This is a genomic window from Rhodanobacter sp. FW102-FHT14D06 (genome assembly GCF_043950705.1).
Taxonomy (GTDB): Bacteria; Pseudomonadota; Gammaproteobacteria; order Xanthomonadales; family Rhodanobacteraceae; genus Rhodanobacter.
Map to the genome: position 1 here is coordinate 2274714 of NZ_CP170722.1, position 24852 is coordinate 2299565.

The following is a 24852-nucleotide window of genomic DNA, read 5'->3' on the forward strand; positions in this document are numbered from 1 at the left end:
GGATGTCGGCAGCCATCGAGCCGGCGGGTGGCGGGGCAGGCGTGGGCGATGACCGCGAGGCCGCTGTCTGCGCCTGGCTGGTCGCGCGCGGCCGGCTGAAGGATTCCGACCTGGGCCGCGCACGGCGCCTGCACGAGGAATCCACCGAAGGTACGCTCACCACGCTGATGGCGCGGTTGGGGCTGGTTTCCGAACGCGACCTGGCCGAGGCCTGGGCCGAACTGCTGCAGGTGCCGCTGCTGGCCGCGCGCGACGCGCCGGAATTGCCGCCGGCCGAGCTGGAACTCTCGTTGCGCTTTCTCAAGCAGCAGCATGTGGTGCCCGTGCAGGAAGGCAGCGACGGGTTGGCCCTGCTGGTGGCCGATCCGGCCGATCCGTATCCGCTGCACGCGGTCGAGCTGGCCGCCGGACGCCCTGTCGCATTGCGCGTGGGGCTGCGTTCGGAGATCGATGGCCTGATCGAGCGCTATTACGGCTCCGGCCGTTCGGCGATGGGCACCATCGTGGAGAACCTCGACGGCAGCGCCGCCGAGGAGGACGACGTCGAGCACCTGCGCGACCTCGCCTCCGAGGCGCCGGTGATCCGGCTGGTGAACCTGATCCTGCAGCGCGCGGTCGAGCAGCGCGCCTCGGACGTGCACATCGAGCCGTTCGAGAACCGCCTGAAGGTGCGCTACCGCATCGACGGCGTCCTGCATGAAGTCGAAGCGCCGCCGTCGTCGTCGACCGCCGCGGTGATCTCGCGCGTGAAGATCATGGCGCGGCTGAACATCGCCGAGCGCCGCCTGCCGCAGGACGGTCGCATCCAGCTGCGCGTGCAGGGCAAGGAGCTGGACCTGCGCGTGTCCACCGTGCCGACCAGCTTCGGCGAATCGGTGGTGATGCGCATCCTGGACCGCGAATCGGTGGTGTTCGATTTCGAGTCGCTGGGTTTCACCGACAGCTTCAAGCAGCGCTTCGTCGAGGTGCTGAACAAGCCGCACGGCATCCTGCTGGTCACCGGTCCCACGGGCTCCGGCAAGACCACCACGCTGTACACCGCGCTGAGCCAGATCAACACCAACGACGTGAAGATCATCACCGTCGAGGACCCGGTCGAATACCAGCTCGAAGGCATCAACCAGATCCAGGTGAAGCCGCAGATCGGGCTGGATTTCTCCGGCGCCCTGCGCTCGATCATGCGCCAGGACCCGGACGTGATCATGATCGGCGAAATGCGCGACCTGGAAACCTGCCGCATCGCGATCCAGTCCGCGCTTACCGGCCACCTGGTGCTGTCCACGCTGCACACCAACTCGGCCGCCGGCGGCGTCACCCGACTGCTCGACATGGGCGTGGAGGATTACCTGCTCGGCTCCACCATCAACGGCATCCTGGCGCAGCGCCTGGTGCGCCGGCTCGATCCGGAAACCGCGATTGCCTACGAGGCCTTGCCCGAGGTGATCGCGCAGTTCGAACTGGAGAAATACACCGACGAACGCCCGATCCGCCTGTGGAAACCCGGCACCAGCGCGGCCAACCCCAGCGGCTACCGCGGCCGCCGCGCGATCATGGAGTTCCTCACCATGAGCGACCCGCTGCGTCGCCTGGTGATGCAGCGCGCCAGCGAGGGCGAGATCGAGAAACAGGCCCGCGCCGAAGGCATGCGCACCATGTACGAGGACGGCATCGCCAAGGCCGTCGCCGGCATCACCACGCTGGAGGAGGTGATGCGTGTCACGCAGGAAGGCTGAATCCCGGCTCACGAGGCACGCCCCGTGAGCCAATACCGCTACAAGGCCGTCAACGACGCCGGCGAAACGCTGCAGGGCCAGATGGAAGCGGGCAGCGTCGACGAGGTGATCGCACGGCTGCAGGACCAGGGGCACACGCCGCTGGAGGCACGCTCGGCGGAGGGCGCGGCGACCGGCAGTGGCCTGGCGGGCATGTTCAAGCGCGGGCCGTTCACCGGCGACCAGCTGGCGCTGTTCACCCATCAGCTGGCGACCCTGCTCGGCGCGGGCCAGCCGCTGGACCGCGCGCTGACCATCCTGCTCGACCTGCCCGAGGGCGAATCGGCGAAAAAGCTGATCGAGCGGGTACGCGACCGCGTGCGCGGCGGCACCACGCTGTCTGCGGCGCTGGACGAGGAGCACGGCGTGTTCCCGCGCCTGTACATCAGCCTGGTGCGCGCCGGCGAGGCGGGCGGTTCGCTGGAGGAAACCCTGCGCCGGCTGGCCGACTACCTGGAGCGCGCGCAGGCCTTGCGCGGCAGCATCACCAACGCGCTGATCTATCCGGCGTTCCTGATGGTCGGCGTGCTCGGTTCGCTGGTGCTGCTGCTGGCCTACGTGGTGCCGCAGTTCGTGCCGATCTTCCAGGACATGCAGGTGCCGATCCCGTGGATCACCGCGGCGGTGCTGGCGCTGGGCAACCTGCTGGCGGACTGGTGGTGGCTGATCGCGGTGCTGCTGATCGGTGGCGGGCTGGTGTGGCGCGCGCGGCTGCGCGATCCGGCGACGCGGCTGGCCTGGCACACGCGCCTGCTGGGGCTGCGCGTGATCGGCCCGCTGCTGCTGAAGATCGAGACCGCGCGCATCGCCCGCACGCTGGGCACCTTGCTGCGCAACGGCGTGCCGCTGCTCGGCGCGCTGACCATCGCGCGCCAGGTCACCGGCAACGTTGCGCTGGACGCGGCGCTCGGTGCGGCGCACGAACAGGTCAAGGGCGGTGCCGGCCTGAGCCTTGCGCTGGGCCAGTCGAAACTGTTCCCGCGCCTCGCGCTGCAGATGGTGCAGGTGGGCGAGGAAGCCGGCCAGCTCGACGGCATGCTGCTGAAAGTGGCCGACACCTTCGAACTGGAATCGCGCCGCTCGATCGACCGCCTGCTCGCCGCGCTGGTACCCGCGCTGACCATCGTGATGACCGTGCTGGTGGGCATCATCATGGCCGCCATCCTGCTGCCGCTGCTGAGCATGACCAGCAGCATCCAATGATGGCCGGGCATCGGGAATCGGGAATCGGAAGAGCGGCTTCCGGCGGGTGTCGCCACGAGCAACATGACGATGAATTCATGATGGAGAAAGCGTGATGAAGATGACGGGATTCGGGATGACCAGACGTTCGTCTGTTGAAAACCGGGATTCGAGGTGGGTAATAACCAGGGCAAGAGCGGACGGCCGGCGCGCGCGCGCTTTTCCGGTTCCCGATGCCCGACGACCGTCCGGAAGTCCCCTTGCGGGGTTCCCGCACCCCGGGCGCGCGCAGCGCGCCGGCGGCTTCACCCTCCTCGAAATGCTCGCCGTGATCGCGCTGATCGGCATCGTGGCGGTGGCGGTGATCACCAAGGTCATCCCCAGTTTCGACAAGGGCAAGTACAAGACCGGCAAGATCCAGTTGAGCACGCTGTCGCAGGACATCGACAACTACATGCTCGACAACGGCACGCCGCCGCAGCAGCTGGTCGACCTGGTGAAAAAGCCCGGCAACGCGCCCAACTGGCAGGGCCCGTACGCCAAGGAGTCGCAGCTGAAGGACCCCTACGGCCACGACTACGGCTACCAGTACCCCGGCCAGCACGGCAAATACGACCTCGTCTTCTACGGCGAGGATGGCAAGCCCGGCGGCGACGGGCTGAATGCGGATGCCGGGAACTGGCAATGAAACAGGGAATAGGGAATCGGGAATCGGGAATAGGAAGAGCGGCGGATTCGCGCGCTTTTGCCGTTCCCTATTCCCTATTCCCCACTCCCTATTCCCGGCGCGCGCAGCGCGCCACCGGCTTCACCCTCCTCGAAATGCTCGTGGTCATCGTGCTGATCGGGTTGGCGGCGGTGGCGGTGTCGGTGTCGGTGACGCGGGGGCTGGCCGGGGCGCGGGTGCGCGCGGCCAGCAGCGAACTGGCCGGGGCGTTGCGCGCGACGCGGGCGCAGGCGATCGTGCATGCCGACGAGCAGGTCTTCGACGTCGATACCCGCGCCAACAGCTACCAGGGTGCCGGCCATCGCGACGTCGCCCTGCCCAAGGGCCTCAAGGTCAGCATCACCAGCGCAAAGGAAGACCGCCCCGACGACCATACCGGCCGCATCCGCTTCTTTCCCGACGGCAGCTCCACCGGCGGCCGCATCACCTTGAAAGCCGGCCAGCGCGAATGGCACGTCAACGTGTCGTGGCTGACTGGCGAGGTGCGGGTGGTGGATCAGCCATGAGGGCGGGGAACAGGGAATCGGGAATAGGGAATAGGCAAAGCAAGTTGCCGCGGGGCCGTGGCTGTTGCTCTTCCCATTCCCTATTCCCTATTCCCCATTCCCGGCGCGCTCCGCGCGCCAACGGCTTCACCCTCCTCGAAGTGATCGCCGCGATCGCCCTGCTGGCGATCGCGTTCACCGTGTTGATGCGCGTGGCGGGCGGCTCGATTCGCCTGAGCGAGAATGCCGCCGACCACAGCGAGGCGGCGTTGTGGGCGCGCAGCCTGCTCGACACGGCGTTCACCAACGAGCCGGTGCGGCCGGGCAGCACGTCCGGGCGGTTCGACCAGCGCTTTCGCTGGCAGTTGAACGTGGCGCCGTGGCGTCCGGGCTCGACGCCGGCGCAGGCACCGCTGCAGCTCTATCAGCTCGATCTGGAAGTCAGCTGGGGTCCGGCGGTCCATCCGCAGGTGGCCCATTTCCGCACCCTGCGGCTGGCCGCGGCGGAGCCGGCGCAGGCGCAGCCATGAAGAAGCGCGCCGCCGGCTTCACCCTGCTGGAAATTCTCGCCGCGCTGGTGCTGCTGGCGCTGCTGCTGCTGGGCGTGTACTCGGGCATCGCCAGCGCCAGTCGCAGCGTGCGCTCGGGCACCGCCGCGATCGAGCGGATGGACCAGCTGCGCGCGGCGCAACAGTTCCTGCGTCGCGAACTGGCGCAAAGCCTGGCTGCGCCGATCAGCCGCACCGATCGTGGCGAGCCGGTCTATTTCCAGGGCGACGCGCACGAGATGCGTTATGTCGCGCCGCTGCCGGGCTACCTCGGCAAGCTCGGGCCGCAATTGCAGCAGTTGCAACTGGTCGACGACGGCGCCGGCGGCCTGCGCCTGGAGCTGCGCCTGGCCCTGCTGCCGCCCGATGGCGGCCCGCCGCAGGCGCTGGGTGAGCCGCAGGTGCTGTTCGACCACATTCGCGCAGGCGGCTTCCACTACCTGGGCACCGATGCCGACGGCAGCGCCTTGCCGTGGGCAGGCGAGTGGACGGCCGACCGCTCGCTGCCGCAAGTGGTGCGCATCGAGCTGCAGCCGCAGGGCCGCGCCAGCTGGCCGCGGCTGGACATCCCGCTGCGCATCGAACCGCTCGACGCCGGCGGGCCGTTGCGCATCCACGTACTGCGACGTACCCCGCCATGAGCGGCCGTCTCGCGAATGCGTCCAGCCAGCGCGGGGTCGCCCTGCTGCTGGTGCTGTGGGCGTGCACCTTGCTGGCGATCCTGCTCGGCGGTTACGCCGCGCTGGCACGCACCGAGGGCTTGCAGGCGCGCTACCAGTTCGCCGGCACGCAGGCGCACTACGCCGCGGAGGCCGGTCTGATGCGCGCGATCTACGGCTTGCAGGACCCGCGCATCAAGCAGCGCTGGATCGGCGACGGGCGGCCTTACCCGTTCACCTACGACCACGCCAGCGTGGTGGTGCGTGCGATCGACGAGGACGGCAAGGTCGATCTCAACAGCGCCACGCCGGAGGTGCTGCAGGGCCTGCTGCATGCCGCCGGCTTGCGGCCGCGCGAGGCCGGCGAACTGGTCCGGCACATCGTCGACTGGCGCAGCCCGCCCAGCCTCGCCGGTGAAGTGGACAGCCAGCGCGCCGCCTATGCCGCGGCCGGTCGCGACTACGGCCCGCGCCACGGCCCGTTCGTCACCGTGGAGGAGCTGCAACTGGTGCTGGGCATGACGCCGGCGCTGTACCGCCAGCTGGCGCCGGTGCTGACGATCTGGTCCGGCAGCCCCAGCCCCAACCCGAACACCGCGCCGCCGCTGGCGCTGGAGGCGATTCCCGGGATGACTCCGCAGCAACTGGCCGCGATCCGCGCCACCCGGGCGAAAAACGCCAGCGATCCGAGTCTGGCTCTCAACAACGGAACCACGCATAGTATCGAGTCCGTCGCCACCCTGGCCGACGGGACGAGCGCGGTGTTGCGCGCGACGATCCGCATGCAGCCGGGGCAGGCTGGCGAGAAGCCTTACGCCGTGTTGCGCTGGCAGGAGGGAAAGTCCGAATGAGTACGGCGATGCCGTCGCTGCAGCCGGGTTGGGAGCGCGTTCGCCGCCAGTGGCGCGCCTCGCCGCTGCCGGGCTTTCTTGCCTGGTGGGGCGGCGAACTGCGCGCGCTGCTGCCGCCGCGCTGGCGCAGCTGGTTCGGCAGCGGCGCGGACTGGTACCTGCTGCAGGTCGAGGGCGAGACCTGGTCGCTGCGCCGGCGTGGCCATGCCGAGGTGCTGGCGCAGTGGAACGAGGCGGTCGAGGATCTGCCCGGGCGCAGCTTCGGCGCGGCGCTGGCACAGGTCGATCGCGAGGATCTGCGCGTCGCCCTGCTGCTGCCGTCCGCCCAGGTGCTGCGCCGCAGCCTGTCGTTGCCGCTGGCCGCGCGCGACAACCTGCACCAGGTGGTCGGTTTCGAGATGGATCGGCAGACCCCGTTCGGCGTGGCGCAGGTGTATTACGCCGTGCGCGAACTGAACGCGACGGCCGCCGGGCGCTGCCAGGTGGAACTGGTCGCGGCGGCCCGCGCCGGCGTCGATCCGCTGCTCGCGCGCCTGCGCACGCAGGGCATCGCGGTCGATGCGGTGGACGTGGCCGCGGCCGACGGTCGCCTCGGCGTGAACCTGTTGCCGCCGGAACAGCGCCCGCGCCGCGCGCATCCGCGGCGACGGCTCAACCTGATCCTGGCTGCGGGCGTGGTGTTGCTGTTGCTGCTGGCCGGCCTGGAATGGCGGCACAACCGCGAGGTCGCGCTGGCCACCATGCAGGACCAGGTCGCCGCGATGCGCGGCGAGGCGGCGCAGGTCGCCTCGTTGCGCCAGCAACTGCAGGACAACGCCGGCGCGGCCGGTTTCCTTGCCCAGCGCAAGAAGAACGCCGTCGGCATGCTGGAGTTGCTGCGCGATGCCACCGCGCGCCTGCCCGACGGCACCTGGCTGGAGCGCCTGAGTGTCGATGCCACCGGCCAGATCGGCATGCAGGGACAGAGTCAGCAGGCGGCCAAGCTGCTCGATGCCTTGAAGGATTCCGGCGTGATCACCGATGCCGGCTTCCAGGGCAGCATCCAGCCCGACGCCGCCACCGGCAAGGAGCGCTTCTACCTCACCGCGCGCATCAAGCAGGCCGCCGCGGCCAGGCCCGCGCCGACCGCCGACGGCGGGGACACGCCATGACGCGCCCGACCCTCGCGCCGCGCGAACGCCGCATCGTTGCGGTGGCGCTGCTGCTGCTGGCGGTCGCGCTGGCTTACCTGGTGCTGCTGCACTGGTGGTTCGTCGCGCCGCTGCGGCAGATCCACGAGGAGATGGCGCACCTGCGCGACACGCACAGCCGCTACGCCGCCGCGATCGCGGAGAAGCCGGCGCTGCAGCGCCGGCTGGACGAGATGGGCGCGGGCCAGGCCGCCAGCGACGCGTTCCTCGCCGCCAGCGATCCGAACAATGCCGCCGCCGACCTGATGCAGCAGGTGGTGGACGTGGTCGGCCGCAACACCGGGCGCGGGCGCTGCGTGGTGAGCCAGAAGATGCCGTTGCCGACGCCGCCGACGTCGGCCGGCGAGCCGTATCGCAAGGCCGCCGTCAGCATCAGCCTGAGTTGCGACATCGAACCGCTGGCGGCGGTGCTGCAGGCGCTGGAGCAGGGCCGGCCGTACCTGTTCGTCGACGACCTCAGCATCTATCGCAACCCGGTCGCCGCACAGCGCGAGCAGGGCGCGCCGCTGGAGGTGCAGTTCACGCTCTCCGGTTACGTGCGCCCCTCGGCCGGCACGCCGATGCCCGCCGATGCCGATGCCGGAGCCGCGCCATGAACGCCGCCCAGCAACGTCGACTCACTCCCGTGCTGGCCGGCGTGGCCGTGCTGCTGGGCGTGCTGCTGCTGATGCTGCTCGGCGGGGTCGGCCGCGCCATTCGCTGGACGGCGCCGCGCACGCTGTCGCCGCTGCCGCCGGCCGGCAGCGCCGACCTGCCGCAAGCCGTGCCGCTGCAGCAGTTCAGCGTGGTGTGGAGCAAGCCGCTGTTCAATCCCGACCGCAAGCCGGTGGCGCATGCCAGCGAGGGCGGCAGCAACCTGGGCGACCTGGAGCTGACCGGCATCATCATCACCCCCAGCCTGCGCATGGCGCTGCTGCACGACAAGAACGGCAACCACGAGATCCGCCTGCGCCAGGGCGAGAGCCTGCCCGACGGCAGCGTGACCCTGGTCGAGGTGCAACAGCGTTCGGCGGTGTTCGATTCGGCCGCCGGCCGCACCGAACTGAAACTGCCGGCCGGCGCGCCGATCGACCAGGTTCGCGGCGACGCCGCACCGGATCGCGACCGACCGCCGGCGGCGGGCGCCTCGATGCTGCACCCGCAGCCCGATGCCTCGGCGCGACCGCACTTCGAATCCGGTCCCGGGCCCGCCCGCTCGTCCATGGCGCCGGCCGCCTCGAACAGCCCATCCCGGTCGACGCTGGAACAACTGCGTCGCACCATCGAAAAACGTCGTGCGGAACGCGCTGCCGCGTCCCACGAAGGAGAGCACTGAACCCATGCCTCGCCGATTCCTCATGCGCACCGCGCGCACCGCCATCCTGGCCGCCGTGGTCGCACTCGCCGGCTGCGCCAGCCTCCCGCAGCCGCGCGACGACGGTGCGCTGCAACGCGAAGCGATGGCCGGCACGCACGCCCCGGTGCCCGCGCCGCTGCCGCTCAACCGCGACCTGGCCGCGCCCACCGCCGCGCCGCCGGCGGCCACCATCAGCGCCGGCAGCGGGCAGTTCGTGCGGCCCCCCGCGCTGGTCACGCCGCGCAAGAGCGCCACCGGCAAGGATGCGGTCACCTTCAACTTCGAGAACCAGCCGGTGCAGGCGGTGGTCAAGGCGATCCTCGGCGACCTGCTCAAGCAGAACTACACCATCGTGCCGGGCGTGGAGGGCAACATCTCCTTCTCCACCGCCGAGCCGGTCGAGCAGGAGCAGGCGCTGCCGATCCTGGAAACCCTGCTGGGCTGGACCCACAACGCGCTGGTCAAGCGCGCGGGCGGTTACGTGGTGTTGCCGGAGAAGGATGCCGTCGCCGGCAACCTGGTGCCCAGCCTCGGCGCGGCCGCGCCCGGCGGCGGCCTGCAGGCGCGGCTGTTCCCGCTGCGCTACATCTCCGCCACCGAGATGCAGAAGCTGGTCAAGCCGTTCGTGCGCAAGGATGCGGTGCTGCTGGTCGATCCCTCGCGCAACCTGATCGTGCTGGCCGGCACGCCGCAGGAGCTGGCCGACGACGAGCGCATGATCCGCACCTTCGACGTGGACTGGTTGCGCGGCACCTCGGTGGGCGTGTTCAACCTGCAGTACGCCCGCGTCGCCGAGCTGATGCCCAAGCTGGATGCGTTGTTCGGTGAACACGGCAGCACGCCGCTGGCCGGCATGCTGCGCTTCATCCCGATCGAGCGCACCAATGCATTGGTGGTGATCAGCACCCAGCCCGACTACCTGCGCGAAGTGGGCGAGTGGGTCGCCAAGATCGACGCCGGCGGCGGCAACCAGCCGCAGCTGTTCGTCTACGACGTGCGCAACCTCAAGGCCTCCGACCTGGCCCGTTACCTGGCGCAGATCTACACCAACGGCGCCGGCAGTGGTGGCGACAACGGCGGCCAGGTCGGGCCGGGCCTGAGCAGCGGCACGCTGGGCAGCGCCGACAACGTCAACGCCAACCCGCTGGGCAGCACCGCCGGCAGCTTCGGCAACACCGGCACCGGCGCGGTCGGCGGCGGCGCGATGAACGGCGCCGGCAGCGGCGGCTTCAACAGCGGCGGCGAGAGTCGCGACGGCAGCGGCAACGGCCAGCCGGGCGCGATGTCCGGCGGCATGGCGACCAGCTTCGGCAACAGCGGCGGCAACGCGGAAACCAGCCAGCAATACGCCTCCAGCGACGGCAGCGTGCGGATCAGCTCGGTGGACAGCAACAACCAGTTGCTGATCCGCGCCCGCCCCTCGCAGTGGGAGGAGATCAAGCGCGCGATCGACAAGCTCGACAACGTGCCGCTGCAGGTGCAGATCGAGACGCGCATCCTGGAAGTCAGGCTCACCGGCGCGTTCCAGTTCGGCGTGCAGTGGTACCTGAAGGGTTTCGTCGGCAGCACCGTCGACAACAACGGCAACTTCATCCCCGGCTCCACCACCGCCAGCCAGTACGGCGCGCTGGGAGTGGGCGGGCCGGCGTACGGCGGCCAGCCGTTCTTCTACTCCTTCCTCAACTCCAACATGCAGGTCGCCGTGCGCGCGATGGAGACCAGCGGCAACACCAAGACGCTGTCGGCGCCCTCGATGGTGGTGATGAACAACCAGGTCGGCGCGATCCAGGTGGGCGACAGCATTCCGATCAACCAGACCACGGTCAACACCGGTATCGGCACGGGCACCAGCTACAACTCGGTGGACTATCTCAACACCGGCGTCATCCTCAAGGTTCGCCCGCGGATCAATCCCGGCGGCCTGGTCTACATGGACGTCAGCCAGCAGGTCAGCCAGCGCGATTCCTCGCAGCAATTGGTCAACGGCAACCCGTCGATCTCGCAGCGCGCGCTGTCCACCCAGGTCGCGGTGCAGAGCGGCCAGACCGTGCTGCTCGGCGGCCTGATCCAGCAGGACGAGGGCGTCACCAACACCGGCATCCCCGGCCTCAACCGCATCCCCGTCATCGGCCGGTTGTTCGGCAACACCAACCGCAACCGCGACCGCACCGAACTGATCGTGCTGATCACCCCGCGCATCATCCGCAACAGCGACGAGGCCAAGCAGGTCACCGACGAGTACCAGGAGAAGTTCGAGTCGCTGGCGCCGCTGCGCCAGGGCGGCGAGGCGAGCGCCGCGAGCGTGACGCCGGTGGCTGCCGCACCCGCGCCGAGCTGGCCCGAGCAGTTGCAGCAACATGCCGAGCTTGCGCTGGGCAAGGCCGACTACGCGAACGCGGAGCGCCTCGCGATGCAGTCGTGGCAGCAGGGCACGCGCCAGGGCAGCCTGTGCGAGCGCAACTGGCAGGTGATCGCCCAGGTGCGCCAGCACAACCAGGATGCCGCCGGTGCGCAGACCGCACGCCAGAGCCAGCAAGCCTGCCGCCAGCCGTCGCCCTGAGAGCGTGTGAAAAAATCCCCCGCCTGCTGCGGACATCGCCGAACGCCCCTGGCGGGGGCCGCGCCGTTGAATCAGCCTGGGGCGGCCACGTCATCGAGCGACAGGACGGACAGGTAGCCTTTGGCGACCAGCACGTCCAGATCCACCGTGATTTCCCCTGGGTCGGTGGCCAAGGCCGCATCCGTCGGGACAACCCCGACCCAGCGGTTGCGGCCATCGCGTTTGGCCCGATACAGGCACTGATCGGCCAGGTTGACCACGTCCTCCCAGCCAAAGTTGTGCTTCGATGCGGCAAACACCGGGTACGAGGCAAAGCCGACCGAACATGTGCGGTGTATCGTCAAGCCGTTGCCGAGGTCGAAGGGATGATCGGCAACCATGGTGCGGATCCGGTCGGCAACGACGGGGCCGAAGGCATTGTTGGCGAAGCGCGCGACGATGAGGAACTCCTCGCCGCCCCAGCGTACCGGGGTGTCCGTCTCGCGCGTCGCCGCGACAAGAATGTCCCGCAGCTGCGCCAGGACGCGGTCGCCGGCAGCGTGCCCGTAGCGATCGTTGACCTCCTTGAAGTGGTCAAGATCCATCATCAGGAACAGCAGATTGATGTTGGCGTCGGCGTGATCGGCATAGCCCAGGGCGAGGTTCCGGTAGTTGCGCTGAACCGTGGCGATGTCCTTGTCGACATGGTCGATGACGTAACGCCGGTTTCTGAGTCCGGTCAGTGCATCGGTAATCGTCTGATCGACCAGCGCGGAGTTGGCGCACTCCAGCGCTTCGGTACGTTCCTCCACCAGCTTTGTGAGCGCCTGGTTTCGTCGACGCAGCGTGCGCAGACGCCAGCGCATGGCCCCTTTGGCGACAAGCAATAGCAGGGCGCACCACGTCAGGTAAGCCCACCAGCTGCGATACCAGGGCGGCAACACGCGAAAGCTGAAGTTTGCCTCGCTGCCGAGACCGCCATAGGCGTCGCGCGCGCGAACGCGAAAACGATAGGAGCCCTCGGGCAGGTTGGTGTAGTCACGATAAGTTTCGTTGGTCCACGCCGACCAAGTGTTATCCATGCCCTCGAGCATGACCTGGTAGCGCTCGGCAGCACCCATTTCGAAGTCGGGTTGCGCGTAGTCGAAGCGCAAGCTGTTCTCGCGCCAATCCAGCTCGGCGGGGGCAACCCTGCCGGCCCCGCCCCAGAGCAGTTTCCCGCCGTGCGTGGCGACGTTCCGCAGCAGCGTCGCGGCAGGTGTCGCGTAGTCTTTTTGCCTGTGGGGATCGTGGCGATAGAGACCGTCGTTCGTGCCCACCCAGATCACGCCATCCGGTTCCGACGTCAGGGCGAACACCGTCTTTCCCGACAACGCCTGCAAGGGGCGCTCCTGCCAGTGATAGCGGCCTTGGGCGTCGGCCACGGCGACACCCAGCGCCTTGAGGTGGCGAGCAGGGTCGACCGTGTACATCCACACGCTGCCGAACGCATCCTGCTCAAACTTCCAGACTTGCCGGGTGCCGGACCCGAACAACCCGGAGAAGCGTTCGTCCGGCACCAGCGCGCGCCCGCTCGCGTCGAGTTCTTGAATGCCTGAGGCCGTACCGAATCGGATGTCGCCGTTGATAAGGCCAAGAGTGACGAAGCGAGGTTCCTCCGGATGGGTCACACTCGGCTGGAGCCTTTCCATCCGGGGTGATGTTGCTGGCCGCGCCTGTCCGGAGAGATCAAGCCTTGCCGCACCTTCATCCATGAAGCCGATCCACAAGGTGCCGGCGGCGTCCGCGAGCAGCGAATGGATTTCGCCCGCCACGACCTTGCCCTCGTCGACCAGCCTGCCCGATGCAAACCGCATCGACAGCAAACCGTCACGCTGGCCTGCCAGCAAACGGTCATCGTGCGGGGCAACGCGCGCAAGGGTGAAGGAAAACTCTCGCGAGAGTTGCCGCGCCGCACGGTTCCCATCGACCTCGAAAAGACCTTGCGCGCTGGCAACCAGCAAGGACCCATCCATGTCCAGCATGTCCCAGACCTGGCCATGGATGCCCGCAACCCGAGTGAACCGGGCCTTGGCCTTCGTCTCGTCGAGTCGGAACAGACCCTTGGCCGTGCCTGCGTACAAGGTGCGTCCATGGCGGTGGATCGCCATGACCGAACCGTCCAGGCCGCTCATGCGGGTGAAACGGGTCAGCGGCGAACCCACTTCGACCCGCGCCAGGCCATTGTCCAGCGCGAGCCAGAGCCCGGCGTCGCGATCCTGGGTCATGCCGTAGACGGTGTCGCCGATGAGACCTTCTGCCATGCCGATACGGCCCACTTCGTCGCCCTGGCGGTCGAGCAGCATCACGCCACCCTGCAGCGTGGCAACGGCGAGCCGGCCGTCGGCAAGCCACTGCGCGCCGTAGATCTGGTCGGCTTTGAGCGCTTCGGCGCTCCGGGTGGACCAGGGACGGTAGGCATGCCCGTCGAAGATCAACCATCCGGCCTGCCGGCTTCCGATCAGGATGGACGCGGGTTTCCCCGCCTCGTCCCAGGGAACCATGGCGTAGATCCTGTCGGTCGCGAATCGCGCGCCGCCCTCGACCCGTTCCAGCCGACCGGCCACCAGCTTCTCCAGCCCCTGGTCCATTTGCTGGATGTACAACTGATGATCCAGGTAGTAGGCGAGGTGGAACTGGGTTTGTGCCTTCCACACCCGTACCTTGCCGGATGCCAGATGGAACAGCCGGCTGCTGGTTGCAAAGTAGATTCCATCGTCGCCAGGCAGGACGTTCCACACGTCGGCGAAATCGCGATCCGCTGGCGGTATCCGGTCGAGCAGCGACACGTAGTGCATGCGACCTGCGGCATCCGGCGCGAGATATCCGAAATCGCCGACGCAGCCGACGTAGACGCGCCCCCGCGCATCGGTGGCCAGTGAACGCACCGTGCTCTGGCGGGGAACCGCGATGTGCCGCCAGTGGGTGCCATCGAACTCCATGACGCCATCGTCGCCATTCCCGACGTAGATGATTCCCCGTGCGTCCTGCACCACGGCCCAGTTCTGCGGGTAGCCGCCGTAGTCCTCGGGATTGAAGTTCTTCAGCAGCGGCATGCCGATCGGGCGTGCGGACGGAGGCGCGACATCAGGCGCCGGGGGCGCGGCCCAGGCGGCGGCTGCGAAAACCCAAAGGCCCCCAAACAGGCAACGCAGGAAGCGAAGGCGCCGCCCCTTGCTGGATGGTGGCATGGTGAACAATCGGGATACCCCTGGTTCCATGAAAACGTGTGGCGACCCATGAGCGGTTAGCCCAATCAGTACATCGGCCACCTGAAGCCACGCTTGAGGCCAGCTCGCGGGCAGTACCCCTGCTCTCGCGAATCCCGAATCCCGACGCGGGAGCATCGCTCGCGAGCGGCTCCTGGGTGTCCTGGTGGGGCGGGCCTTTATCATGCAGCGGATGACTGCGCCCGATTTCCCGATCCTCCCGTTGCTGCCCGAGATCCGCGCCGCGCTCGCGGCAAATCCGCGGCTGGTGCTGGAGGCGCCGCCCGGCGCCGGCAAGACCACTCAGGTGCCGCTGGCCCTGCTCGATGCGCCGTGGCTGGCCGGCCGCAGGATCGTGATGCTGGAACCCCGCCGTCTCGCCGCGCGCGCCGCCGCGCAGTTCATGGCGACGCAGCTCGGCGAGCCGGTCGGGCAGACGGTGGGCTACCGCATTCGCTTCGAGTCGAAGGTGAGCGCTGCCACCCGCGTCGAGGTGGTCACCGAAGGCATCCTCACCCGGCTGATCCAGGCCGATCCCGAACTGGCCGGCATCGGCGCGATCATCTTCGACGAGTTCCACGAGCGCCACCTGGCCGGCGACCTCGGCGCCGTGCTCGCGCTCGACGTGCAGGCCACCTTGCGGCCGGACCTGCGCCTGCTGCTGATGTCGGCCACGCTGGATGGCGAGCGCATCGCCGGCTGGCTCGACGCGCCGCGCCTTTCCAGCCCCGGGCGCAGCTTCCCGATACGCATCGAACATCCGCCGGCGCGCGTGCAGGAAAGCGCCGAGCAGCATCTCGCCCGCACCGTGCGCCAGGCGCTCGATGAAACCGACGGCGACGTGCTGGTCTTCCTGCCCGGTCGGCGCGAGATCGCGCGAACGCAGGCGCTGCTGGAGAGAATGCTCCCCTCCCCGTTCTGGGGAGGGGTTGGGGGAGAGGGTGCGGTCGGAGCCGAGCGCCCCGCTCCGCCCGTACCCTCTCCCGCCCCTAAAGGGGCCCCCTCTCCCGGAGGGAGAGGGGAACAAATCGACATCGTGCCCTTGCACGGCGAGCTGTCCCTCACCGAACAGCAATACGCCCTGGCCCCGGCCGAACCTGGCACGCGCCGCATCGTGCTGGCCACCAACGTGGCCGAATCGAGCATCACCTTGCCCGGCATCCGCGCAGTGGTCGACAGCGGCCTGGCGCGCGAGCCGCGCTTCGATCCGCACTCCGGCTTCACCCGGCTGGAGACGGTCACCATCTCGCAGGCCTCGGCCGATCAGCGCGCCGGCCGCGCCGGTCGCGTCGCGGCGGGCGTGGCGTATCGGCTGTGGCCGCAGAGCCGCCGGCTGGAGCGCAGCCGTGGCGCGGAGATCGCACAGGCGGAGCTGTCCGGCCTGGCGCTGGAGTTGGCGGCCTGGGGTGTCACGGCGGCGGATGGCGGCGACCTGGCCTGGCTCGACCCGCCGCCGCCCGGCGTGCTGGCCCAGGCGCGCGAACTGCTGCAGGCACTCGACGCGCTCGACCGCGACGCACGCATCACCGCGCTGGGTCGGCGCATGCTGGAGTTGGGCGCCAGCCCGCGGCTGGCCGCCGCCGCGCTGCGCACGCCGCACGAACAACGCGCCGTGGTCGCCGACCTGCTGGCCCTGCTGGAGGCGCGCTCGCCGTTGCGCGGGGCGCAGGCGCGCAACGACGATCTGCGCGTGCGCGTGGCCGCCTTGCACGCCTGGCGCGACCGCCGCGGCGGCGCGCCGCGCGGCGAGGTCGACGCCGGCGCGCTGGCCGCGATCGAGCAGGCCAGCAAGGGCTGGCGCAGACGTCTGGACGTCCGAACCGCGGCCACCGGCGTACCCGACAGCCACGCCGTGGGCGACCTGCTGGCGCACGCCTTCCCCGACCGCGTCGCCCATCGCGATGGCGACGATCCGCGCCGCTACGTGCTGGCCAACGGCCGCGGCGCCCGCCTGCACGAACACACGGCGCTGCTCGGCGAACCCTGGCTGGTGGTGACCGACCTGCGGCTGGAGTCGCGGGACAGCCTGGTGTTCAGCGCCGCGCCGCTGGACCCGCGCACGCTGGAGCGCGACTTCCCCGCGCATTTCACCCGCGAACGCACGCTGCGCTGGAACGGGCAGCGCGGCGCGGCCGAGGCGTTCGAGGAAAGCCGCTTCGGCGCCATCGTGCTGAGCCGCCACAGCGTGCCGGTGCGCCCGGCCGATGCCTTGCCGGCCATGCTGGCGGCGATCCGCGCGCGCGGCCTGGACGCGCTGCCGTGGAGCGACCACGCCCGCCGCCTGCGCGCGCGCATGCAGGCCTTGCGCGCATGGCTGCCCGAGCGTGGGCTGCCCGACGTGTCCGACGCAAACCTGCTGGTCACGCTGGAGCAGTGGCTGGCGCCGTACCTGCATGGCAAGCACCGACTCGACGCCCTGGGCGCGGAGGAGTTGTCGCAGGCGCTGGCGTCGCTGTTCGACCATTCGCAGCGCCAGCTGCTGGACGCCCAGGCACCGGAACAAGTCGTGGTGCCCAGCGGCCAGTCACGCCGCCTGGAATACGCCGGCGCCGACTCGCCGGTGCTGGCCGTGAAACTGCAGGAACTGTTCGGCCTGGCCGACACCCCGCGCGTCGGCGGCGGCCGCATCCCCGTCACCCTGCACCTGCTCTCCCCCGCCGGCCGCCCGATCCAGGTCACCCAGGACCTGCGCGGCTTCTGGGAACGCACCTACCCCGAGGTGAAAAAGGAACTCAAGGGCCGCTACCCGCGCCACCCCTGGCCCGACGACCCGTGGACGGCGCAGGCCACGCATCGGGCCAAGCCGCGGGGAAGGTGAGGCCGGCCAGCAACAGCTCAATCATCCGCCCCCGCGGCCGATAGCCGGGAAGGGGGAGATTCCGCCGGTCGACATGGGCGGGGACCCTGCGGCCGTGCGCTTTTCATCTGGCGCGCGCATTCTGCTCCTGTAGCATCGAACACACTGGACCCCATGGCAGCGGAATTGCCACAGCTTATGGATCTCCACGAGCTCCATCCAACGCGAACGGATCGCCGGACCGGCGGTGCGTTCGAGCCCGTGGCTGTGGCAGCTTCGGGCTGGCGCCGCAGCGCCCTGTGGTGGAGCTTGCTCGCCTTGCTGGCGGGCCTGGCGCTGGCCTTCGCGGCCCACCTGCAACAGCAGCGGCGGCATCTCACCGAGCAGTCGCTGGTGCGTGGCGAGATGGCGGGCAAGACCTATGCGGCCCTGCTGAACCGCCTGCACGAGTCCGAATCGCTGCTGCGCGCGGTGCAGACGCTGTTCCTCTCCTCGGACGAAGTCACCGAGACCGAGTTCACCAACTTCTACGACAACATGCGCCCGCACGTGCAGTTCCCCGGCCTGCTGGCGCTGGCCTACGCGCAGCGCGAGAGCGGCCCGCAGGGCGAGCATTTCATCACTAGCTGGGTGCAGCCGCGCAAGGGCAACGAGGCCGTGGTCGGCCTCGACGTCGCGGCGCAACCGAGCAACCTGGCCGGCCTGCTGGCGTCGCGCGACAGCGGCGAGGTGGCGTTGTCCGCGCCGTTCCGCCCGGTACAGCAGACCGGCGCCGGCGCACCGGACGGGTTCACCATGCGCCTGCCGGTGTTCAGCCCGGGCGATCCGCCGCGCACCATGGCGCAGCGCCGCGAGCGCATGCGTGGCTCGATCGCGGTGTCGTTCCGCATCAGCAAGCTGCTTGGCAACGTGCTGCAGCCGGACGTGGGGCGGCAGCTGCGGCTGACCTTGCACGACGTCACCGACCCGGCGCGCGCAGTGCCGATGTTCGATTCCGCGCCCGCGGCGGCGACCGGCGACGACTTCCGCTTCGAGCGCCGGCTCGCCTATGGCGGGCGCGTGCTGGACGTGGTGATGCGCTCGCGCCCGGTGCGCCCGACGGCGTTCGACTGGAGCCAGTCGGCGCTGCCGGTGGGCGTGCTGGCCAGCGTGCTGCTGGCCATGCTGGTGTACTCCATGGTCAACACGCGGCAGCGCGCGCTGGAACTGGGCTGGCAGATGAGCCGGCGCTACCGCGAGAGCGAGGAGCGTTTTCGCGCGCTCAACGAGTTGTTGCCGGCGCTGGTGATGCTGGCCGATGCCGACGGCGGGCGCATCACCTACGCCAACCAGGCGTCGCGCAATCGCCTCGGCGACCGCATCATCGATCAGCGCCTGCCCGAACTGTTCGACGACGACGACCTGCACCGGCAACTGCAGGCGCGCGACACCAGCGGCTGCGGCCGGATGGAGGCGCAGTTGCGGGACGCCGGCGGCGAGCGCTTCTGGGCCAGCGTGGCGGTTTCGCGGGTGGAGCTGGGCGGCCACGCCAAGCTGCTGCTGGTGGCCAGTGACATCAGCGAGGAGCGCCAGCTCAACCAGTTGCTGAGCTACCAGGCCAGCCACGACGTGCTGACCGACCTGTACAACCGCCGCGAGTTCGAGCACCAGCTGCAGGCGCTGCTGGCGGCCGGGTCGTTCGCCTCGCCGGTCGCCGCCCTGCTGTACGTGGACCTGGATCAGTTCAAGCTGGTCAACGACACCTCCGGCCACCCCGCCGGCGACCAGCTGCTCACCCAGCTGGCGATCGTGATGCGCCGGCAGCTGGGCACGGGCGACGTGCTGGCGCGGCTCGGCGGCGACGAGTTCGGCGTGCTGCTGACCGGCGTGGCCGACCGCGAGGAGGCCGAGCGCAGCGCCGAGCGCATCCGTCGCTGCATCGACGGTTACGTGTTCATCTGGGAGCAGACCAGCTACATGGTCAGCGCCAGCATCGGCGGGGTGGTGATCGACCACTCCGGCGTGTCGGCCCGCGACCTGCTCGCCCAGGCCGACACCGCCTGCTACATGGCCAAGGAGATGGGCCGCAACCGCGCGCATTTCTACTCCGGGCGCGACGACCAGACCGTGCGCCGGCGCAGCGAGATGGACTGGGCCAACCGCCTGCGCTGGGCGATCGACGAGCGCCGCCTGCAGCTGGCCTACCAGGAGGTGTGGCCGCTGCCGCCCGGCAGTGGCCGGCCGGGCATCGAGATGCTGCTGCGCTTCCGCGAGGAATCAGGCGAACTGATACTGCCCGGCGTGTTCGTGCCGGCGGCCGAGCGCTACGGACTGATGCCGCTGGTCGATCGCTGGGTGATCGAGACCACGCTGGCGAATTTCGACCGGCTGCATCCGGACGGCAGCGCGATGGAGATGGTGGCGATCAATCTCTCCGGCGCCAGCATCGAGGACACCGCCCTGGTCGAGGACATCATCGACTGGTTGCGCCGCTACCGCGTGGAGCCTGCGCAGGTGTGCTTCGAGATCACCGAGACGGTGGCCGCGCGCAGCCTCTCGGCGGTGGCGCGCTGCATGGCGCAACTGCGCGCCGCCGGCTGCCGCATCGCGCTGGACGACTTCGGCGCCGGCATGTCCTCGTTCACCTATTTGAAGCACCTGCCGCTGGACATCATCAAGATCGACGGCAGTTTCGTGCGTGACATGCTGACCGATCCGGTCAGCCACCTGATGGTCAAGGCGGTCACCGACATCGGCCACCGGCTGGGGCTGGAAGTGGTCGCCGAGTGGGTCACCGACACGCCCACCGTGCAGGCGCTGACCGCGCTGGGCGTGAATCGCGTGCAGGGCTTCGGCCTGCACCGGCCGGAGCTGGCGCTGTTCCAGCGCGAGTAGCGTTTGGGGAAGGTCCGGACAGTCCGTCATCCCGGCGAAAGCCGGGATCCAGCGCCTTGGCAGCGCCTTGACGACGCTGGATTCCGGCTTTCGCTGGAATGGCGCCATTGAAGGCTGATGCAGGTCATGGGGCCGGCATGCATGGCTGTGGCACGATGGGAAGTCATTCGCATTCGCGGGATCACGCCATGTCCGACCAGCCCTCCACCTCGTCGCCGCTTGCCGACATTCCCCGGCTGCTGGCGGCGGCGCCGCACCGGCCGCTGTTCCTCGCCGGCACGGTAGCGGTGATGTTGAGCATGGCGTGGTGGGCGCTGGAGCTGACCTCGCTGCGTTTCGGCCTGGCCGGCTGGCCGCAGCCGTCGATCCCGCCGCTGTATGCGCACGGCGTGCTGATCCAGTACGGCCTGTTCCCGCTGTTCATGTTCGGCTTCCTGATGACCACCTTCCCGCGCTGGCTGGGTCGCCCGGACCTGCCGCGCACGCGTTTCCTGCCGGTGGCCGGCTGCCTGTTCGGCGGCTACGTGCTGGCGCATGTGGGCCTGCTGGCGCTGCCGCGGGTGCTGGAGCTGGGCGTGCTGCTGATGCTGCTCGGCTACGCGATCGGCGTGTGGACGCTGGCCGGCGTGCTGCGTGCCTCGGTGGCCGAGCGCAAGGGGCATGCGCGCTCGTGCCTGGCGGCGCTGTCGCTCGGCACGCTGGGGCTGGCGATCTTCCTCGCCTACCTGTTCGGCGCGCCGGCGGAGTGCGCGCTGCTGGCGGTCAGGATCGGCACCTTCGGCCTGCTGCTGCCGATCTATTTCACGGTGATGCATCGCATGCTGCCGTTCTTCACCGGCAACATGGTCAAGGGCTATGCGGTGGTGCGCCCGGACTGGAGCATGCCGGTGGTGTGGATGCTGCTGCTGGCGCACCTCGTGCTGTCGTGGCGCGGCGTGCTGGGCTGGCTGTACATGGTCGACGTGCCGCTGGCGCTGGTGTTCGCCTGGCACTCGCTTACCTGGCGGCCGTGGCGGGCGATGCACCCGGGCCTGCTGGCGGTGCTGCACCTGGCATTCGCGTGGCTGCCGGTGGCGTTCGTGCTGTTCGCGGTGCAGGACGTGGTCTACGCCACCAGTGGCCAGTTCATCCTCGGCCGCGCGCCGCTGCATGCGCTGGGCATCGGCTTCTTCGGCTCGATGCTGGTGGCGATGGTGACCCGCGTGACCATGGGCCACTCCGGCCGGCCGCTGCAGATGGGCGCGGTGCCGTGGCTGTGCTTCGTGCTGCTGCAGGTGGTGGCCTTGCTGCGCATTCGCGCCGAACTGGGTGGCGACATGTACCTGTGGCTGGTGATCGCCGCCTACGGCTGGCTGCTCGCCTTCCTGCCGTGGGTGCTGCGCTCGGCGTGGATCTATCTGACCCCGCGGGTGGACGGCAAGGCGGGGTGATGGCGGAGCGCGGGCTGCGGCCTTCGCTTCGCGAGGTCGGCGAGCCTTCCCGGTTTCTGCAGGTTCTCCATGCCGCACCGCTCGCCCGCCGGTTGCCGCAATTCTCCCCGCCGTCATTCCCGCTTTCGCGGGAATGACGGCGGGGATATGGCGATTCTTGCGGGTCAGGCGCGCCGGCTGAAACCGATGTGGCGCGGTGACGCAGCGGGCGGGTTTCGGGGAGTCTTTTGACGCCGGTCAAATGGCGGCGGGTTTTGCCGGGCATGCTTCGCGCAGGCACAACCAACGGGAAGATCCCCCATGTCGCGTCCGCTGTCCACCGTTCTTGCCGCCCTCGCCGTGTTCGCGCTGGCGGCCTGCTCCGACAAGCCCCCGGCGTCGCCCGCCGCGGCCACCCCACCGGCCAGCACCTCGGTGGCTTCCCAGCGCGGCGATTTCGGTCCGCCGCAGGGTGAGCCGATCAAGGCGGTGCTGACCAGCCCGCCGCACGTGCCGCCACCGATCCATCGCAACTACCCGGCGAAGGTCATCGTCGAGCTGGAGGTGGTCGAGAAGGAGATGCAGATTTCCGAAGGCGTCAGCTACACGTTCTGGACCTTCGGCGGCACCGTGCCGGGCAGCTTCATCCGCGTGCGCCAGGGCGACACGGTGGAGTTCCACCTGAAGAACGCGCCGGACAGCAAGATGCCGCACAACATCGACCTGCACGGCGTGACCGGGCCGGGCGGTGGCGCGGCGTCCAGCTTCACCGCGCCGGGGCACGCCTCGCAGTTCACCTTCAAGGCGCTGAACCAGGGCATCTACGTCTACCACTGCGCCACCGCACCGGTGGGCATGCACATCGCCAACGGCATGTACGGCCTGATCCTGGTCGAGCCACCGGAAGGCCTCAGCCCGGTCGACCACGAGTACTACGTGATGCAGGGCGACTTCTACACCACCGGCAAGTATCGCGAAAAGGGCCATCAGCCGTTCGACATGGAAAAGGCGATCGACGAGCACCCGACCTATGTGCTGTTCAACGGCAAGGAAGGCGCACTCACCGGCGACAACGCCCTGACCGCCAAGACCAACGAGACGGTGCGCCTGTTCATCGGCAACGGCGGCCCCAACCTGGTCTCCAGCTTCCACGTGATCGGCGAGATCTTCGACAAGGTGCAGCCCGAAGGTGGCACGGAGGCCCAGCACAACGTGCAGACCACGCTGATCCCCGCCGGCGGCGCGGCCACGGTGGAGTTCCACACCGACGTGCCGGGCAGCTACGTGCTGGTCGACCACTCGATCTTCCGCGCGTTCAACAAGGGCGCGCTGGGCATCCTCAAGGTCGACGGGCCGGAGAACAAGCTGGTCTACTCGGGCAAGGAGGTCGACTACGTCTACCTGGGCGACCGCTCGGAGCCGAACCTCAAGGCGGTGACCGCCGCGGCCAAGGCACACGCGGCCGGCACGCTGACCAAGGACGAGCAGATCGCCGCCGGCAAGCAACTGTTCACCGGCACCTGCTCGGTCTGCCACCAGGCGAATGGCGAAGGCCTGGCCAACGTGTTCCCGCCGCTGGCGAAATCGGACTTCCTGGCCGCCGACCCGAAACGCGCCATGACGATCGTGACGCACGGCCTGACCGGCAAGATCACCGTCAACGGCCACGAGTACGATTCGGTGATGCCGCCGATGAGCCAGCTCAATGACGACGAGGTGGCCAACATCCTCACCTACGTCATCAACAGCTGGGACAACCCGGGCGGCCAGTACAGCAAGGAAGACGTGGCCAAGGCGCGTGCCGAAGCCGGCCCGCACGCGGACCCGGGGCACTGAGCATGCGCATGCGGCTGGCCCTGGCATGGTTCGGCCTGGTGCTGGCACTCCCGGCAGCGGCGGCGGAATACGCCGCGCTGCCGGGAGGCACCTTCGCCAGCGTGCTGCCCGCCGACGGCAAGGCGGCCGCGGCGCAGGTCGCGCCGTTCCGCCTGCGCACCGAGCTGGTCACCAATGGCGAGTACCTGGCGTTCGTGCGCGAGCACCCGCAATGGCGGCGCGACAAGGTCGCCGGCATCCTCGCCGACGCGCGCTACCTCACCCAATGGGCCGGCGCCGATGAACTCGGCGAGCAGGCACTCCCGCGCCAGCCGGTGACGCGGGTGAGCTGGTTCGCCGCGCAGGCGTATTGCGAAAGCGAAGGCGCGCGGCTGCCGAGCTGGTACGAGTGGGAGTTTGCCGCGGCGGCGGACGCCAGCCGTCGCGACGCGCGGGCCGACCCGGCCTGGCGCGAGAACATCCTGGGCTGGTATTCGCGGCCATCGAACGCCGCGCTGCCCGCCGTCGGCGGCACGGCCAACGTCTACGGCGTGCGCGACATGAACGGCCTGGTGTGGGAGTGGGTCGACGATTTCAACGCACTGATGGTGGCCAGCGACAGCCGCCAGCAGGGCGATCCCGACCTGTTGAAGTTCTGCGGCGCCGGCGCGATCAGCCTGCAGGAGAAGGAGAACTACGCGGTGCTGATGCGCATCGCGATGCTCTCCGCGCTGAAGGCCGCCGACACCACCAACAACCTTGGCTTCCGCTGCGCGAAGTCGAACTGAAGGAGCGGCGATGAAACACTTTCTGCGTGCACTGGTGCTGCTCGCCGTGCTCTTCGGCGGCAGCGCCGCGGCCGCCACGCCGCTGCCCGGCGATTCGGTCTACAACCTGCCGGTGCAACTGACCACGCAGGATGGCCGGCAGCAGATGCTGGCCGCGCGTCGCGGGCGGCCGCAGCTGGTCACGATGTTCTACACCTCGTGCCAGATGGTCTGCCCGATGATCATCGACAGCCTGCGCCTGACCCGCAACGCGCTCGATCCGGCCGCGCGCGCGAAGATCGACCTGCTCGCGGTGAGCTTCGACCCGGCGAAGGACGACGTGGCCACGCTGAAGAGCTATGCGGAGAAGCGCAAGCTGGACGGGCGCATCTGGACGCTGGCCCGCGCCGAGCCGGCGCAGGTGCGGCAATTGTCCGGCGTGCTCGGCCTGCAATACCGGCAGCTGCCCGATGGCGAGTTCAACCACTCCAGCGAGCTGATCCTGCTCGACGCCGAGGGCCGCATCGCCGCGCGCACCACGCTGATCGGCCGGCTCGATCCGGCGTTCGTGAAGGCCATCGAGGAGACGCTGGCGAAGCCGTGAACCGGTGCACCAAGTGGACGTCCATGCGTCCGTTGCCGAAGCCGCCGTC

The 24852-nt window shown here is 69.3% G+C and carries 16 protein-coding genes and 2 pseudogenes; 17 read left to right on the forward strand and 1 reads right to left on the reverse strand.

Going from position 1 to position 24852, the window contains the following annotated elements:
- Nucleotides 1-2 precede the first annotated feature (2 nt).
- From gspE to gspD, 11 genes and pseudogenes are all read left to right on the forward strand, one after another.
- Nucleotides 3-1733: a type II secretion system ATPase GspE gene (gspE, locus tag ACFCQI_RS10235; protein WP_395116332.1), complete on the forward strand. Its 1731-nt coding sequence runs from the start codon at nucleotides 3-5 to the stop codon at nucleotides 1731-1733.
- A gap of 24 nt (nucleotides 1734-1757) precedes the next feature.
- Nucleotides 1758-2975, forward strand: a complete 1218-nt coding sequence (gspF, locus tag ACFCQI_RS10240; RefSeq protein WP_395116334.1) for a type II secretion system inner membrane protein GspF — start codon at nucleotides 1758-1760, stop codon at nucleotides 2973-2975.
- A gap of 277 nt (nucleotides 2976-3252) precedes the next feature.
- Nucleotides 3253-3642, forward strand: a pseudogene (gspG, locus tag ACFCQI_RS10245) (type II secretion system major pseudopilin GspG); the annotation flags it as partial.
- A 107-nt stretch (nucleotides 3643-3749) separates the two neighbouring features.
- Nucleotides 3750-4187 (forward strand): annotated as a pseudogene (locus ACFCQI_RS10250) (GspH/FimT family pseudopilin); the annotation flags it as partial.
- 89 nt (nucleotides 4188-4276) lie between these two features.
- A complete protein-coding gene (locus tag ACFCQI_RS10255) occupies nucleotides 4277-4696 on the forward strand; it encodes a prepilin-type N-terminal cleavage/methylation domain-containing protein (RefSeq protein WP_395121333.1) in 420 nt (139 codons plus the stop codon).
- Nucleotides 4693-5355 (forward strand): prepilin-type N-terminal cleavage/methylation domain-containing protein, encoded by a 663-nt coding sequence (locus ACFCQI_RS10260; protein ID WP_395116336.1) that lies wholly within the window; start codon nucleotides 4693-4695, stop codon nucleotides 5353-5355. The genes ACFCQI_RS10255 and ACFCQI_RS10260 overlap by 4 nt, the downstream gene beginning before the upstream one ends.
- Entirely contained in the window at nucleotides 5352-6224 is an 873-nt protein-coding gene (locus ACFCQI_RS10265) for a general secretion pathway protein GspK (RefSeq protein ID WP_395116338.1), read from the forward strand. The genes ACFCQI_RS10260 and ACFCQI_RS10265 overlap by 4 nt, the downstream gene beginning before the upstream one ends.
- On the forward strand, nucleotides 6221-7375 hold the full coding sequence (locus ACFCQI_RS10270; protein WP_395116340.1) for a type II secretion system protein GspL: 1155 nt from the start codon (nucleotides 6221-6223) through the stop codon (nucleotides 7373-7375). The genes ACFCQI_RS10265 and ACFCQI_RS10270 overlap by 4 nt, the downstream gene beginning before the upstream one ends.
- Nucleotides 7372-8010: a type II secretion system protein GspM gene (gene gspM, locus ACFCQI_RS10275; RefSeq protein WP_395116342.1), complete on the forward strand. Its 639-nt coding sequence runs from the start codon at nucleotides 7372-7374 to the stop codon at nucleotides 8008-8010. The genes ACFCQI_RS10270 and gspM overlap by 4 nt, the downstream gene beginning before the upstream one ends.
- Nucleotides 8007-8729, forward strand: a complete 723-nt coding sequence (locus ACFCQI_RS10280; protein WP_395116344.1) for a hypothetical protein — start codon at nucleotides 8007-8009, stop codon at nucleotides 8727-8729. Before gspM ends, ACFCQI_RS10280 begins: the two co-directional genes overlap by 4 nt.
- 4 nt (nucleotides 8730-8733) lie before the next feature.
- A complete protein-coding gene (gspD, locus tag ACFCQI_RS10285; protein ID WP_395116346.1) occupies nucleotides 8734-11310 on the forward strand; it encodes a type II secretion system secretin GspD in 2577 nt (858 codons plus the stop codon).
- 71 nt (nucleotides 11311-11381) lie between these two features.
- Here gspD and ACFCQI_RS10290 read toward each other — a convergent pair whose 3' ends face one another.
- Complete coding sequence (locus ACFCQI_RS10290; protein ID WP_395116348.1) at nucleotides 11382-14384, reverse strand: diguanylate cyclase; 3003 nt, start codon at nucleotides 14382-14384, stop codon at nucleotides 11382-11384.
- A gap of 346 nt (nucleotides 14385-14730) precedes the next feature.
- On the opposite strand from ACFCQI_RS10290, the gene hrpB reads away from it, so the two are divergent.
- The 6 genes from hrpB to ACFCQI_RS10320 all read left to right on the forward strand — a co-directional run bounded on the left by hrpB (nucleotide 14731) and on the right by ACFCQI_RS10320 (nucleotide 24803).
- Complete coding sequence (gene hrpB / locus ACFCQI_RS10295; protein ID WP_395121334.1) at nucleotides 14731-17355, forward strand: ATP-dependent helicase HrpB; 2625 nt, start codon at nucleotides 14731-14733, stop codon at nucleotides 17353-17355.
- A 240-nt stretch (nucleotides 17356-17595) separates the two neighbouring features.
- Nucleotides 17596-20208, forward strand: coding sequence for an EAL domain-containing protein (locus ACFCQI_RS10300; protein ID WP_395116350.1), 2613 nt, complete (start codon nucleotides 17596-17598; stop codon nucleotides 20206-20208).
- Nucleotides 20209-20396: 188 nt separating this feature from the next.
- Entirely contained in the window at nucleotides 20397-21638 is a 1242-nt protein-coding gene (locus ACFCQI_RS10305; protein ID WP_395116352.1) for an NnrS family protein, read from the forward strand.
- A 300-nt stretch (nucleotides 21639-21938) separates the two neighbouring features.
- Entirely contained in the window at nucleotides 21939-23453 is a 1515-nt protein-coding gene (gene nirK, locus ACFCQI_RS10310) for a copper-containing nitrite reductase (RefSeq protein ID WP_395116354.1), read from the forward strand.
- A 2-nt stretch (nucleotides 23454-23455) separates the two neighbouring features.
- The gene (locus ACFCQI_RS10315; RefSeq protein ID WP_395116356.1) at nucleotides 23456-24220 is read left to right on the forward strand and encodes a formylglycine-generating enzyme family protein; all 765 of its coding nucleotides are present in this window, start codon (nucleotides 23456-23458) and stop codon (nucleotides 24218-24220) included.
- 10 nt (nucleotides 24221-24230) lie between these two features.
- Nucleotides 24231-24803: an SCO family protein gene (locus ACFCQI_RS10320; RefSeq protein WP_395116358.1), complete on the forward strand. Its 573-nt coding sequence runs from the start codon at nucleotides 24231-24233 to the stop codon at nucleotides 24801-24803.
- The last annotated feature ends 49 nt before the right edge of the window (nucleotides 24804-24852 follow it).